Here is a 13,780-nt window from a genome sequence, read left to right on the forward strand (position 1 = left end):
GGCCGGGCGGGTCGAGCAGGTCGTGGAGCGGCCCGCGTGACGAACGGCACCCGCCGGCGCCGGCCTGCGTTTTCGCCGGTCCGGGGGACGCCGCGGCACGCGCTGTCCGCGTCCGCCGCTAGCCTCTGGTGGGTGCCCGCCCGTATCACCGATCCCGAGCAGCTCAAGGAGCTCCTCGGGATCCCGTTCACCCCGGAGCAGACGGCCTGCATCACCGCGCCGCTCGCTCCGCAGGTGATCGTGGCCGGCGCCGGGTCCGGCAAGACCANNACCTTCACCAACAAGGCCGCCGGCGAGCTCGCCGACCGCGTCCGCAAGGCGCTGGTCAAGGCCGGTGTCACCGACCCCGACGTCATCGACCCGGACAACCCCCCGGGCGAACCGGTGATCTCCACCTATCACGCCTTCGCCGGCCGTCTGCTGACCGACCACGGACTGCGCATCGGCCTCGAACCCACCACCCGGCTCCTCGCCGACGCCACCCGCTACCAGCTCGCCGCACGCGTCCTGCGCGAGGCCCCCGGCCCGTACCCGGCGCTGACCCGCTCCTTCCCGGACCTGGTCGGCGACCTCCTCGCCCTCGACGCCGAGCTCTCCGAACACCTCGTGAGCCCCGAGGAGCTGCGCGCGTGGGACACCGGGCTGCTGCACACCCTGGAGGGCGTCAAGCTCACCAACGCCGATCTGCGCAAGGTCCCCGAGACGGCCGCCGCCCGCCGTGAACTGGCCGACCTGGTCCTCCGCTACCGGGCCGCCAAGCGCGAGCGCGACCTGCTCGACTTCGGCGACCAGATCGCCCTGGCCGCCCGGCTCGCCCGGCTGCCCGAGGTGGGGCGCATCCTGCGCGAGGAGTTCCGGGTGGTCCTCCTCGACGAGTACCAGGACACCTCGGTCGCCCAGCGCGTCCTGCTGGCCGGCCTCTTCGGCAACGGCACGGGCCACCCCGTGACCGCCGTCGGCGACCCCTGCCAGGCCATCTACGGCTGGCGCGGCGCCTCCGTCGCCAACCTCGACGACTTCCCCGAGCACTTCCCCCGCGCCGACGGCCGCCCCGCCGTCCGCCAGGCCCTCAGCGAGAACCGCCGCAGCGGCGGACGTCTCCTGGACCTCGCCAACGGCCTCGCCGCGCCCCTGCGCGCCATGCACGAGGGAGTGGAGGCCCTGCGCCCCGCCCCCGGCGCCGAGCGCGACGGCCTGGTGCGCTGCGCGCTGCTGCCCACCCACGCCGAGGAGATCGAGTGGATCGCCGACTCCATCGCCCACCTGGTGCGGACGGGGAAGGAACCGGGCGAGATCGCCGTGCTGTGCCGTACGGCCAACGACTTCGCCGAGATCCAGGGCGCCCTGGTCGCCCGTGACGTCCCGGTCGAGGTCGTCGGCCTGTCCGGGCTGCTGCACCTGCCCGAGGTCGCCGACCTGGTCGCCGTCTGCGAGGTCCTGCAGGACCCCGGCGCCAACGCCTCCCTGGTACGGCTGCTGACCGGACCGCGCTGGCGCATCGGCCCGCGCGACCTCGCGCTCCTCGGCCGCAGGGCGAGACTGCTCGTCGCCCACACCCGCACGGACGCCGCAGACGACCCCGACAGCCGGCTCGCCGGGGCCGTCGAGGGCGTCGACCCGGCCGAGACGATCTCGCTCGCGGACGCCCTCGACACCTTCCTCGAAACCCCCCTGCACGGCGGCGGGGACGACGACGGGCTGCCGTTCTCCCCGGAGGCGCGCGTGCGGTTCGCCCGGCTCGCCGCCGAGCTGCGCGACCTGCGCCGCTCCCTGGCCGACCCGCTCATGGACGTCCTGCACCGCATCCTCGCCGTCACCGGCCTGGACGTGGAGCTGTCGGCCTCCCCGCACGCGCTGGCCGCCCGCCGCCGCGAGACCCTGTCGAACTTCCTGGACATCGCCGCCTCCTTCGCCGCCAGCGAGAGCGAGGCGTCGCTGCTGGCCTTCCTCGGCTTCCTGCGCACCGCCGCCCAGTACGAGAAGGGCCTCGACAACGCGCTGCCCGGTGGCGAGAACACCGTCAAGGTGCTCACCGCGCACAAGTCCAAGGGCCTGGAGTGGGACGTGGTCGCCGTTCCCGGCCTGGTCGCCGGCACCTTCCCCAGCGCGCAGGGCCGCGAGAAGTGGACCAGCCAGAGCAGGGTCCTGCCGCACGCCCTGCGCGGCGACGCCGGCACCCTCCCCGACGTCGACAGCTGGGACGCGCGGGGGATGAAGGCCTTCCACGAGGCCATGAAGGACCACCAGTACACCGAGGAGCTGCGCCTCGGCTACGTCACCTTCACCCGCCCCCGCTCCCTGCTGCTGGGCTCCGGCCACTGGTGGGGTCCCCGCCAGAAGAAGCCGCGCGGCCCGTCCGCCTTCCTGCAGGCCCTCCACGACCACTGCGTCGCCGGAGGGGGCGAGATCGAGGTCTGGGCGGAGGCGCCCGGAAAGGACGAGGAGAACCCGACCCTGCACCGGGCCGCCGCCGGCCAGGCATGGCCCCTGCCCCTGGACGAGGCCGCGCTGGCCCGCCGCCGCGAGGCCGCCGCGATCGTCCTGGACCACCTGGAGAGGCTCGCCGCCCGGCCGGATTGCCGGCCGACGGCCGTCCACCGTCCGGACGCCTCCGACGACCCGGAGTGGCCCCCGCCCCCGGAGGACGACGCACCGCTCCACGACGAGGACGTCCCCCTCGGGGACGGCACCCCCTTCGAGCCCCTCGAGACCTTCGAGGAGGACGCCCCCGTCGAGGAGGACCTCGGCGACTGGGACTCCTGGAGCGGCGAGCGCCCGACGGTCCCGCACCAGGCGAGTGCGCCCGAACCGCACTCCGCCCCGCCGCCCGGACAGCCCCGGCCCGGTGGACACGCCGTCGCGTCCGAGGCCGGGCCCGAGCCCCTCACCCCGGAGGAGGCCCGCCTCGTCGCCTCCTGGGACCGCGACCTCGACGCGCTCACCGCGGAGCTGCGCCACGCCCGGCAGGGCGTCACCGACGTTCCCCTGCCGACGACCCTGACCGCCTCGCAGCTGCTGCACCTGGCGTCCGACCCCGAGGGGTTCGCGCGGGAGCTCGCACGCCCCATGCCGCGCCCCCCGCAACCCGCCGCGCGCCGTGGCACCCGCTTCCACGCCTGGGTCGAGTCCCGCTTCGAGGAGCTGACGCTGCCCATGCTGGAGCCCGAGGAGCTGCCCGGCGGCGACGCCGAGATCGACGACGAACGCGACCTGGAGGCCCTCAAGGCGGCCTTCGAGCGCACCGAGTACGCGCACCGCACGCCCCATCGCGTCGAGGCGCCCTTCCAGCTCGCCCTCGCCGGCCGGGTCGTCCGGGGCCGCATCGACGCCGTCTACAAGGAGGGTGACGGGGACACGGCGACGTACGAGATCGTGGACTGGAAGACCAACCGCTCTCCCACCGCCGACCCGCTCCAGCTCGCGGTGTACCGGCTGGCCTGGGCCGAGCAGCACGGCATCCCCCTGGAGCGCGTCACCGCCGCGTTCGTGTACGTACGCACCGGTGAGGTCGTGCGGTACGACGACCTGCCCGGCCGGGCGGAGCTGGAGAGGCTGCTGCTCCAGGAGCCGCGGCCCGGGCCACAAGGTGACGAACCGCCCGAACGGGATGCCTCCGCGGGCCCGATAGGCTCGGAGGCATGAGCCAGACCCCGGACAACGCCGTCCGTACGTACATCGCACAGCACCGCGCCGCCTTCCTCGACGACCTCGTCGAGTGGCTGCGCATCCCCTCCGTGTCGGCCCAGCCCGAGCACGCGTCCGATGTGCGCCGCAGCGCCGACTGGCTCGCCGGCAAGCTGCGGGAGACCGGTTTCACCACCGTCGAGATCTGGCAGACCCCGGGCGCCCCGGCCGTTTTCGCCGAGTGGCGCTCCGACGACCCCGACGCCCCGACGGTCCTCGTCTACGGACACCACGACGTCCAGCCCGCCGCCCGCGAGGACGGCTGGGACAGCGAGCCCTTCGAGCCCGTCGTCCGCGAGGGCCGCCTCTACGCGCGCGGGGCGGCCGACGACAAGGGCCAGGTGTTCTTCCACACACTCGGCGTCCGCGCCCACCTCGCCGCCACCGGCCGCACCGCCCCGGCGGTCCACCTCAAACTCCTGATCGAGGGCGAGGAGGAGTCCGGCTCCCCGCACTTCAGGGCGCTCGTCGAGAGCCGTGCGGACCGCCTGGCCGCCGACGCCGTGATCGTCTCCGACACCGGCATGTGGTCCGCGGACACACCCACGGTGTGCACCGGAATGCGGGGGCTCGCCGAGTGCGAGATCCGTCTGTACGGGCCCGACCAGGACATCCACTCCGGCTCCTTCGGCGGCGCGGTGCCCAACCCGGCGACCGCCGCCGCCCGTCTGGTCGCCGCCCTGCACGACGAGCACGCACGCGTGGCGATCCCCGGCTTCTACGACGGCGTCGTGGAGCTCACCGACCGCGAGCGCGAACTCTTCGCCGAACTTCCCTTCGACGAGGAGCAGTGGCTGCGCACGGCCAAGTCGTACGCCACCCACGGCGAGGCCGGGTACACCACCCTGGAGCGCATCTGGGCCCGCCCCACCGCCGAGGTCAACGGCATCGGCGGCGGCTACCAGGGCCCCGGCAGCAAGACGATCATCCCGGCCGGCGCGGTGGTCAAGCTGTCGTTCCGCCTGGTCGCCGGCCAGGACCCCGACCATGTGGAGAAGGCCGTGCGCGCCTGGGCCGCCGAGCAGGTGCCCGCGGGGATCCGCTCCGAGATCACCTTCGGTGCGGCCACGCGCCCGTGCCTGACGCCCCTGGACCACCCGGCCCTGCAGTCCGTGGTCCGCGCCATGAGCCGGGCCTTCGGCACACCCGTCCGCTTCACGCGCGAGGGCGGCTCGGGTCCGGCCGCCGACCTTCAGGAGGTGCTCGGCGCGCCCGTGCTCTTCCTGGGCATCTCCATCCCGTCCGACGGCTGGCACGCGCCGAACGAGAAGGTCGAGCTCGACCTTCTGTTCAAGGGCGTCGAGACCAGCGCGTACCTGTGGGACGACCTGGCGGAGCACTGGCGTGGTGCGCCCTGACGGGCGGCCACCGGCAGGGGCGCCCTTGGGCCGGGAGCACACTGGAAAGGCCGCCGCGCAGCTCCAGGCCCCGCCGCACGCGGACGTCTCCTGTCGCGCGTCCTGCTGAACCACAGCCGAAACAACCGTTGCACCGGGGGAATGGGAAGCACTCGTGACCACCTGGACCGATCACACCGCCGACCGACCCATCTCGCTCACCGCGCCCAGCGGCATCGACCGGGCCGCCCACCACCGGCTCGACGAGGCCTGGCTGGCCGCGGCGTGGAGCCACCCCTCCACGCGCTGCTTCGTGGTCTCCGGCGGCCAGGTCCTGATCGACGAGACGCCCGACGGGCGGACCGTGCTCGTCATGACCCCCACCTTCGAGGCCCCTCCCACCGAGGCGCACCGCTACTTCCTGGGCACCGACGAGGACGGCGTCAGCTACTTCGCCCTGCAGAAGGACTCCCTGCCCGGCCGCATGGACCAGTCCGCCCGCCCGGCCGGCCTGCGCGAGGCCGGCCTGCTGCTGTCCCCGCGTGACGCGGGCCTGATGGTGCACGCGGTGGCCCTGGAGAACTGGCAGCGGCTGCACCGCTTCTGCTCCCGCTGCGGCAAGCGCACCGTGATCGCCGCGGCCGGCCACATCCGCCGCTGCCCGGCCTGCGGCGCCGAGCACTACCCGCGCACCGACCCCGCGGTGATCATGGCCGTCACCGACGAGGAGGACCGCATCCTGCTCGGCCGTCAGGTGCACTGGCCCGAGGGCCGCTTCTCCACGCTCGCCGGTTTCGTCGAGCCCGGGGAGTCCGTCGAGCAGGCGGTGCGCCGCGAGGTCCACGAGGAGGTCGGCGTCACCATCGGCCGGGTCGAGTACGTCGCCAGCCAGCCCTGGCCGTTCCCGTCCAGCCTGATGCTGGGCTTCATGGCCCGGGCCACCTCGACCGACATCACCGTCGACGGCGACGAGATACACGAGGCCCGCTGGTTCTCCCGCGAGGAGTTGTGCGCGGCCTTCGACTCCGGCGAGGTCCTGCCCCCCTACGGCATCTCCATCGCGGCCCGCCTCATCGAGATCTGGTACGGCAAGCCGCTGCCGACCCGGACCGCCGTCTGAGCCGGGGCGCCGAGAGCGCCGTGGCCCCGGACGAGGACGAGCGGACGGGCGGAACGGGGCGGGGGACGGGCGGCGGAACGGGCGAGCGAGGGCAAGCGGAGCGGAACGGAGGAAACGGCGGGGAGAACCGGGAGGGTCCCGAAACCGGAAGAGCCGGGAAGCCGGGAAACCGGGAAAACCGAGGGGGCAAGCCGGGGGAGCCCACAGGACGACGAGAAGGCGGCTTCCCGGGCCCCGGGAAGCCGCCTTCCGCGCATGGGCGAGACGCGTCGGATCAGACGCCGAGCTTCTGCTTGACCTGCGCCAGCGACGGGTTGGTCAGGGTCGTGCCGTCCTCGAACAGCAGAGTGGGAACGGTCTGGTTCCCGCCGTTCGCCTTCTCGACGAAGGCCGCGGACTCCGGGTCCTGCTCGATGTTGATCTCGGTGTAGGCGATGCCCTCGCGGTCCATCTGGCTCTTGAGCCGACGGCAGTACCCGCACCACGTGGTGCTGTACATCGTCACAGTGCCCGGCATGTCTCGTGCGCTCCTTCGGCAGGTTGAGGACTTGGGAACAGCACTGAGGAAACGTACGCCATCGGCCCGGCATTCCCGCCGGGGGTATCCAGGACCGGCACGGGCATGACATATGTCATGTCTGCCGCGCCCGCTGCCGCACATGCCTTATTCGCCCTGTTCGTCGTATCGGTCTCGTTCATCGCATCTGTCGTATCGGTCGCATCAGTGTGACTGCGAGGGCCCGCCTGTGGACAACCGGCTCGTCCGTCTCCCGCGACCTGGCAGCATGGCTGTGTGACAGCAGCAACGCACTCCCCGCTCTTTTCGCCGATCCCGGACTCCGCCGACGCGGTGCTCGACGGGCTCGACCCGGAGCAGCGCGAGGTGGCCACCTGTCTGCGCGGGCCGATGTGCGTCCTGGCGGGTGCCGGCACCGGCAAGACCCGCGCGATCACCCACCGCATCGCCTACGGGGTACGGGCGGGGATCTACCAGCCCTCCAGCGTGCTCGCCGTCACCTTCACCAACCGGGCGGCCGGCGAGATGCGCGGCCGGCTGCGCCAGCTCGGCGCGCACGGGGTGCAGGCCCGCACCTTTCACTCGGCCGCCCTGCGTCAGCTGCAGTACTTCTGGCCGAAAGTGATCGGCGGCGCCATGCCCCGGCTCGTCGACCGCAAGATCCAGCTCGTCGCGGACGCGGCCGCCGCCTGCGGGATCCGTCTGGACCGGGGCGAGCTGCGGGACGTCACCGCGGAGATCGAGTGGGCCAAGGTCACCCAGACCGTCCCGGCCGACTACGGCCTCGCCGCCGCGAAGGCCGGCCGTGAGACCCCCCGCGACCCGGCCGAGATCGCCCGGCTGTACTCCCTCTACGAGGACCTCAAGCAGGACCGCTCCGTCATCGACTTCGAGGACGTCCTGCTGCTGACCGTCGCCATCCTGCAGGAGCGGCACGACGTGGCGGAACAGGTCCGTGCCCAGTACCAGCACTTCGTGGTGGACGAGTACCAGGACGTCAACCCGCTCCAGCAGCGCCTGCTGGAGCTGTGGCTGGGCGAACGGGACAGCCTGTGCGTGGTCGGTGACGCCAGCCAGACGATCTACTCGTTCACGGGGGCGACCCCGGACTATCTGCTCGACTTCCGCGCACGGCACCCCGGAGCCACCGTCGTCAAGCTGGTCCGCGACTACCGTTCCACCCCGCAGATCGTCCACCTCGCCAACGGGCTGCTCGCCCAGGCCCGCGGCCGGGCCGCCGACCACCGGCTGGAACTGGTCTCCCAGCGCGCCCCGGGCCCCGACCCCGTCTACACCGAGTACACCGACGAGCCCGCCGAGGCCGAGGGCGCCGCCCGCCGCATCCAGGAGCTCGTCGCCTCCGGCGTCCCGGCGAGCGGGATCGCCGTCCTGTTCCGCACCAACTCCCAGTCCGAGACCTACGAGCAGGCGCTCGCCGACCTCGGGGTGCCCTACCAGCTGCGCGGCGCGGAACGCTTCTTCGACCGGCCCGAGGTGCGCAAGGCGGTGATCGCGCTGCGCGGCGCCGCCCGCTTCGGCGGCAACGACTCCCTTCTCGACGACGCCGTCGACCTGCCCTCCCAGGTGCGTGCCGTGCTGTCCGCGGAGGACTGGACCCCGCAGCCGCCGGCCGGCTCCGGCGCGGTCAGGGAGCGCTGGGAGTCACTGGCCGCCCTGGCCCATCTGGCCCAGGACTTCGCCGCCGCCCGGCCGGACGCCACCCTGAGCGACCTCGTGGCCGAGCTCGACGAGCGGGCGAACACCCAGCACGCCCCCACCGTCCAGGGCGTCACCCTCGCCTCGCTGCACTCCGCCAAGGGCCTGGAGTGGGACGTGGTCTTCCTGGTCGGGGTCACCGAGGGCATGATCCCGATCACCTACGCCCGGACCGACGAACAGATCGAGGAGGAGCGCCGCCTCCTCTACGTCGGTGTCACCCGCGCCCGTGAGCAGCTGTACGTCTCCTGGGCGCTGTCCCGTTCGCCCGGCGGCCGTCCCCACCGCCGCCCGAGCCGCTTTCTCGACGGGCTGCGGCCGGGCTCGGCCGGCCCCGCGGGCCGGGGCCTGCCCGGCGTCTTCGGGGGCATCGAGCGGGGCTTCGCCGCGACCGCCGGGGCCGCGGAGGCCGCGGACCCCATGGGGACCGCGGGGTCGTCCGTTCCGCGGCGCACCCGGCGCGCCCCCGCCCGGTGCCGGGTCTGCGGACGCACCCTCACCGGCGGCGGCGAGCTGAAGCTGATGCGCTGCGAGGACTGTCCCTCCGACATGGACGAGGGCCTGTACGAGCGGCTGCGCGAGTGGCGGGCGGAGCAGGCCGGGCGCAGCGGACAGCCCGCCTTCTGCGTCTTCACCGACAAGACCCTGATGGCGATCGCCGAGTCCGTTCCGGACGACGAGTACGAGCTGGCACGCATCCCCGGGGTCGGGATGCGCAAGCTGCGCCGGTACGGCGCGGATGTTCTGGCCATCTGCGCAGGTCAGAAGCCTGGGACAGAAACGGGCCAGAACTGATGCGAACTCGTCGGGAAAATAGTTTGCGCGCGCCCCGTCAAGCCCCATAGGTTCTTGGACACGGGAACGGTGGCCTTCCTGAGGCCCCGATTCCGTGTTGTACTTGTGCATCCGTCCACATGGGCTGGTTCATCCCAGTCCTTCGAGACGTCGAGAGGAGGCGATTCCAGTGATCAGCATCAAGAGCAGCTCCTTCAGCAGCGTCAAAATGGCCGATCGCTCGGTTGCCTCCCCGTGCATGCTCGGCGTCTCGCACCAGGGCACCGGTGTGTCCGGCGTGCCCGCCATTCGCCCGGCGTCCTTTGCGGCTCTCGCGGGCCTTTCCGTCCGTGAGCGTGACGAGCGACCGACCAAGGCACTGGGAGCAGTATCGGCGCAGGCGCAGGCCTATGCCTTTGCGGCGACCGGTGCCGAAAACCGGAAGCAGACGACGCAGCACCACCTGATGTGGGCCTTCCGTGGGCCAAAACCCTGGAGTGATCCATCCTGATCTCTGATCAGGCCGGCGCCTTCAGGGCCGCGGAACCCCATCCGGGATCCGCGGCCCTTCTGTTTTCCCCGAACGGGGAGAGCGGAGCACAAGGCGCCTTGGGACAAGTGAAGAACGCGGTACCCAGCCGACATCCGGCCTACCGGCCGGTCCGACCAGACGAGGAAGACGAACCGTGCAACTCGAAGCGCACGCCCCGTCCGCACCACCTTCCGGCACGATCCCCAAAACCGGTCTCACGGAGGACCCTGCATTGACCGCGCTCACCGCGCTCGACGACGCCATCGAGAAGCTCGACGTACCCGTTCCGTGCCGTACCTACGACCCGGAGGTCTTCTTCGCCGAGTCGCCGGCGGACGTGGAGTACGCCAAGTCCCTCTGCCGCACCTGCCCGCTGATCGAGGCCTGCCTCGCCGGGGCCAAGGAGCGGCGTGAGCCCTGGGGCGTCTGGGGTGGAGAACTGTTCGTCCAGGGTGTCGTCGTCGCCCGGAAGCGGCCCCGTGGCCGCCCGCGCAAGAACCCGGTCACGTCATGAGCACCCCGGGAACGATCGACCGTCCTCTCACGCGCGACCCCCAGAAGCAGGCCCCGATGAAACCGTCCACCCGTGAACCCTCAGGTTCCGCGACCGAAGACGTCACCACCACCGGCGCGAACGCCTCGCGCCAGAACAGGACCCGAGAGATGCAACTCATCCCAGAAGCCCTGGCCCGTGCGCATATGCATGAGCGGTTGCGCGAGGCGGAGCGGCAACGCCCGGCCGCGCGCCTGGCTGCTGCCCGCCGGTTGCAGCGCCGCGCCGAGCGCGTCTCGCTGCGCGCCCGCCGTGCGCTCGCCATGGCGGTGATGCAGCAGTAGCCGGCCGCACGGCGTGCACCGCCCGGTGACGGCCTCCCGCCCGGGAGGCCGCCGACTCTCCCCGCGGGGGCCGGTCCGGACGAACGGACCGGCCCCCGCGGTGCGTTGCGCCCGCCGTGCCGCGGTCCGGAGGTATCGTCGCCGGGTGACGAGTCTTTCCGATCTTTCCGAAGGGACGGGCCACGGCGACACCGGCCCGGAACGTCCCGCCTGGAAGTGCTCGCGCTGCGGCACCCCGGCCGACGGCCCGCGGCCCACCTGGACCTGCTCCGTGGAAGGCGGCGTACGGCGCTACTTCTGCGACGCCTGCTCCCGGAAGAACCTCCGTGCGATCGAGGGCCGGCTCGACTCGGCCTGGTGGTAGGTCCCGTCCTGCCCGGTGACAGGTCCCGTCCGCGCTCAGGCCTCGGCGGCCGTCCGCCCGGCCTCCGTGTCCCCGCCGTCCGGGCCGGCGGCGTCGGCGGTGAAGCCGGGCAGCCACTGCTCCAGCTCCTCCCTCAGCCGCACCGTCGCCCCCAGCTGGCACAGCACTCCGATCGTGCTGAGCGTGACGCGGTGTATCAGCAGATACGCCGGCGGCAGGTTGAGCTGCTTGCCCAGCTGGTAGGCGGGGGAGCGGGGGTCGGCGATCCGGACCGCCTGGCTGCGCATCCAGTCACGGGTGAAGGTGAACTCCTCCACCCGGGCCGGCTCGATGATCGGCAGCAGATAGTCGAGGACGGCGTCGGGGTCCAGCTCGATGGACTCCTTGACGAAGCCCTCCGCGCACAGCATCCGGTAGACCGCTTCCGCCTCTCCGTCCAGCGCCATGCGCAGGGACTGGCCTATGGGCACCGGCAGCCCTCCGGGGAGCCGGTCGACGGTGCCGAAGTCCAGGACGCCCAGCCGCCAGTCGTCCTCGCCGCCGGGTCCGCCGGGCAGGAGACGGAAGTTTCCGGGATGCGGGTCGGCGTGCAGCAGGCCGGTGCGGGCCGGGCCCGAGAACAGGAAACGGGCCAGCAGCTGTCCGGCGCGGTCGCGCTGCTCCCTGGTGCCGTCCGCGATCACCTCGGACAGCGGGACGCCGTCCATCCATTCGGTGACCAGGACCTGTTCACGCTGATGGACGACCGCGGGGACCACGACGTCCGGGTCGCCCTCGAACTCCTCGGCGTGCGTCTGCTGGGCCTGTGCCTCCAGGCCGTAGTCCAGCTCCTCGGAGACCCGGTCCTTGAGTTCGGCGATCAGCGGCTTGATGTCCATCCCGGGGATCAGCGGCCCCAGCAGCCGGGCGAATCTGCTCAATTGGTTCAGATCGGACAGCAGGGCCTCGCCGGCGCCCGGGTACTGGACCTTGACCGCCACCTCGCGGCCGTCGTGCCACACCGCCCGGTGCACCTGCCCGACGGAGGCCGCCGCGGCCGGCTTGTCCTCGAACTCCTCGAACAGTTCACGCCAGTTCGCACCGAGCCGCTCCTCCAGCACGGCGTGCACGGTGCGGGTCGGCATCGGCGGCGCGGCCTCCTGGAGCCTGGTCAGCGCGGCCCGGTAGGGCCCGGCGATCTCCTCGGGCAGCGCCGACTCGAAGACGGACAGCGCCTGCCCGAACTTCATCGCCCCGCCCTTGAGCTCGCCGAGCACCTTGAACAGCTGCTCGGCCGTGCGCTGCTGCAGCTCGCGGCCGACGAGTTCGGCGGACTCGCCGACGATCCGTTTGCCGAGGCCCCAGGTCGCTCTCCCGGCGAAACCGAGCGGGAGCGCGGCGAGCTTGGCGGTCCGGGTGACCGCCTTCCGGGGAAGATCAGACATGAGCCCTCCAAGTCCCAGCAAGCCGCGCCGCGTCCGCCTCACGGCAAGGCGTCGATGACGGCCCGTGCCCAGCCATTGTCCCGCGTGCCGCCCTGTCCCCCGAGGGCTGCTCCCCCTCGGTTTTCCCCGCGGCCTCGCACGGGCAGGCGGGATGCGGCGGCAACGGCCGCTCCCGCCAGGTCAGCCCCGGCAGGGACACCTCCCAGCGGGCGCCCGCGCTGGAGGGCAACGCCCCGTCCAGGAAGGCCAGGGCGTGCCCGGCCGCCAGGGCGGCCACCGTCGTGGCGAGAGATACGTCACAGGGGCGTACCGGGCGCGGTCCTCCCGAACGCCACTGCGCCACCAGACGCGGCCAGGCCGGGTCCCGGTCCGTGCGGTTCAGTTGCAGACAGCCGGCGCAGCTCGTCTCGCCGGGCAGGACGAGCGGACCCACGACACCCGTGCCCTCCACCACCCCGGCGTGGAGATGGGGAATGCCGGACTCGACGAGAGGAGCGGTCTGGGCCGGGTCGGGTGCGTGCACGGCGACGTCGTCCCGCGGGGCGAGGACCACCAGGGAGAAGCCCTGCCCGGCGGAGGCGTCCTGCCCGGCCGGCCCCCGAGGGGAGCGCCGGACCGGACGGCCGGGCGCGGCCCGGCACACGGCCCGCCGTGCCGCGGCGTCCCGGCGCTCGCCGACGGCCTCGGCGGGCAGCCCGCCCGGGGCGACGTCCCACGGCTCCACACGGCCGCCGTCGCGCACGTCGACCTCGCCGACCCCCGCGCCGGACAGCAGCGCGGCCAGCGCGGCACCCACCCGGCCCGCGCCCCGGACCTGCACGCGCAGGCCGCGCCGGGCCGCCAGACGCCCGATCGCCGCGCCCGGCTCGCGCGTGACCAGGGAGAGCGAGGCCAGATCGGGCGCCAGCCGGTCCATGACCTCCTTCTGCTCCCGCAGCGCGTCCGCCTCGGTGCCGCCGCCCCGGGCGTCGTCGAGGAGCCCCGCCCGGGCCAGCCGCTCCACCAGGCGGTCCACATGGCCGTCGGGCAGGTCCATGCGCCGCCCCTCCTCGCGCAGAAGGGGCAGTCCGCGCGTGCCGTTGAGCAGGTTCAGGAAGCTGCCCGTAGCGGTGTCCACCGGGCCCAGGGTCAGCGCGTGCGCCGGTGTCATCCCGAACTGCACGGTGTTGAGATCACGCCAGCCGCGCCTGAGCGCGGGTTTCACCATCGGATGCATGCGAGCCCCCGTAGCCCGAAGAACGAAGCGAGGGCCAGCATGCCCGCTTCCGCCGACGGGTGCGGAAAGTTGTCCACAGGTTGGGGATGTTCGTCGTACAAGCAGGACGTCGGGTGAAGGGTCGGTGAGGAACCGCTCCGGACCCGGGGCGTCCCGCATCCGCACCCGGTGACGTCGAGGCGTGTCCGCCGGCCCGCCGCGCCGGGACGGCCCCGGCGCGGCGGGCCGGCCCTGCCACCCGGCCCTTGGGAGACGGGCG

Annotated in this window: 11 protein-coding genes; 8 read left to right on the plus strand and 3 right to left on the minus strand. The window is 73.0% G+C overall.

What is annotated here, in order from left to right:
• Positions 1-132: 132 nt before the first annotated feature.
• The 3 genes from CCN35_RS22320 to nudC all read left to right on the plus strand — a co-directional run bounded on the left by CCN35_RS22320 (position 133) and on the right by nudC (position 6,141).
• Positions 133-3,642, plus strand: coding sequence for an ATP-dependent helicase (locus tag CCN35_RS22320; protein WP_086794070.1), 3,510 nt, complete (start codon positions 133-135; stop codon positions 3,640-3,642).
• A complete protein-coding gene (locus CCN35_RS22325) occupies positions 3,639-5,042 on the plus strand; it encodes a dipeptidase (RefSeq protein WP_086794072.1) in 1,404 nt (467 codons plus the stop codon). Before CCN35_RS22320 ends, CCN35_RS22325 begins: the two co-directional genes overlap by 4 nt.
• A gap of 154 nt (positions 5,043-5,196) precedes the next feature.
• Complete coding sequence (nudC, locus tag CCN35_RS22330) at positions 5,197-6,141, plus strand: NAD(+) diphosphatase (protein WP_169721383.1); 945 nt, start codon at positions 5,197-5,199, stop codon at positions 6,139-6,141.
• 274 nt (positions 6,142-6,415) lie between these two features.
• Here the strand turns inward: nudC and CCN35_RS22335 are convergent, their stop codons facing one another.
• Positions 6,416-6,658 (minus strand): mycoredoxin, encoded by a 243-nt coding sequence (locus CCN35_RS22335; protein ID WP_067391669.1) that lies wholly within the window; start codon positions 6,656-6,658, stop codon positions 6,416-6,418.
• Between the two features lie 276 nt (positions 6,659-6,934).
• On the opposite strand from CCN35_RS22335, the gene CCN35_RS22340 reads away from it, so the two are divergent.
• From CCN35_RS22340 to CCN35_RS22360, 5 genes are all read left to right on the plus strand, one after another.
• Entirely contained in the window at positions 6,935-9,169 is a 2,235-nt protein-coding gene (locus CCN35_RS22340) for an ATP-dependent DNA helicase UvrD2 (RefSeq protein ID WP_086794074.1), read from the plus strand.
• A 169-nt stretch (positions 9,170-9,338) separates the two neighbouring features.
• Complete coding sequence (locus CCN35_RS22345; protein WP_079129619.1) at positions 9,339-9,659, plus strand: hypothetical protein; 321 nt, start codon at positions 9,339-9,341, stop codon at positions 9,657-9,659.
• Between the two features lie 175 nt (positions 9,660-9,834).
• Positions 9,835-10,194: a WhiB family transcriptional regulator gene (locus CCN35_RS22350; RefSeq protein ID WP_067391663.1), complete on the plus strand. Its 360-nt coding sequence runs from the start codon at positions 9,835-9,837 to the stop codon at positions 10,192-10,194.
• The gene (locus CCN35_RS22355) at positions 10,191-10,517 is read left to right on the plus strand and encodes a hypothetical protein (RefSeq protein ID WP_067391659.1); all 327 of its coding nucleotides are present in this window, start codon (positions 10,191-10,193) and stop codon (positions 10,515-10,517) included. Before CCN35_RS22350 ends, CCN35_RS22355 begins: the two co-directional genes overlap by 4 nt.
• A 145-nt stretch (positions 10,518-10,662) precedes the next feature.
• Positions 10,663-10,881 (plus strand): hypothetical protein, encoded by a 219-nt coding sequence (locus CCN35_RS22360; protein ID WP_067391656.1) that lies wholly within the window; start codon positions 10,663-10,665, stop codon positions 10,879-10,881.
• 35 nt (positions 10,882-10,916) lie between these two features.
• Here CCN35_RS22360 and CCN35_RS22365 read toward each other — a convergent pair whose 3' ends face one another.
• Positions 10,917-12,305, minus strand: a complete 1,389-nt coding sequence (locus CCN35_RS22365) for an ABC1 kinase family protein (RefSeq protein ID WP_067391653.1) — start codon at positions 12,303-12,305, stop codon at positions 10,917-10,919.
• Positions 12,298-13,521: a TOMM precursor leader peptide-binding protein gene (locus CCN35_RS22370; RefSeq protein ID WP_086794077.1), complete on the minus strand. Its 1,224-nt coding sequence runs from the start codon at positions 13,519-13,521 to the stop codon at positions 12,298-12,300. The genes CCN35_RS22365 and CCN35_RS22370 overlap by 8 nt, the downstream gene beginning before the upstream one ends.
• Positions 13,522-13,780: the final 259 nt, after the last annotated feature.

The organism is Streptomyces thermovulgaris, from assembly GCF_002155915.1.
Lineage (GTDB): Bacteria > Actinomycetota > Actinomycetes > Streptomycetales > Streptomycetaceae > Streptomyces > Streptomyces thermovulgaris.

Excerpts from the sequence above, each read along its gene's own strand:
- CCN35_RS22365 (WP_067391653.1), bottom strand. The coding sequence starts at position 12,305 with ATGTCTGATCTTCCCCGGAAGGCGGTCACCCGGACCGCCAAGCTCGCC.
- CCN35_RS22335 (WP_067391669.1), bottom strand. The coding sequence starts at position 6,658 with ATGCCGGGCACTGTGACGATGTACAGCACCACGTGGTGCGGGTACTGC.
- CCN35_RS22370 (WP_086794077.1), bottom strand. The coding sequence starts at position 13,521 with ATGCATCCGATGGTGAAACCCGCGCTCAGGCGCGGCTGGCGTGATCTC.
- CCN35_RS22325 (WP_086794072.1), top strand. The coding sequence starts at position 3,639 with ATGAGCCAGACCCCGGACAACGCCGTCCGTACGTACATCGCACAGCAC.
- CCN35_RS22355 (WP_067391659.1), top strand. The coding sequence starts at position 10,191 with ATGAGCACCCCGGGAACGATCGACCGTCCTCTCACGCGCGACCCCCAG.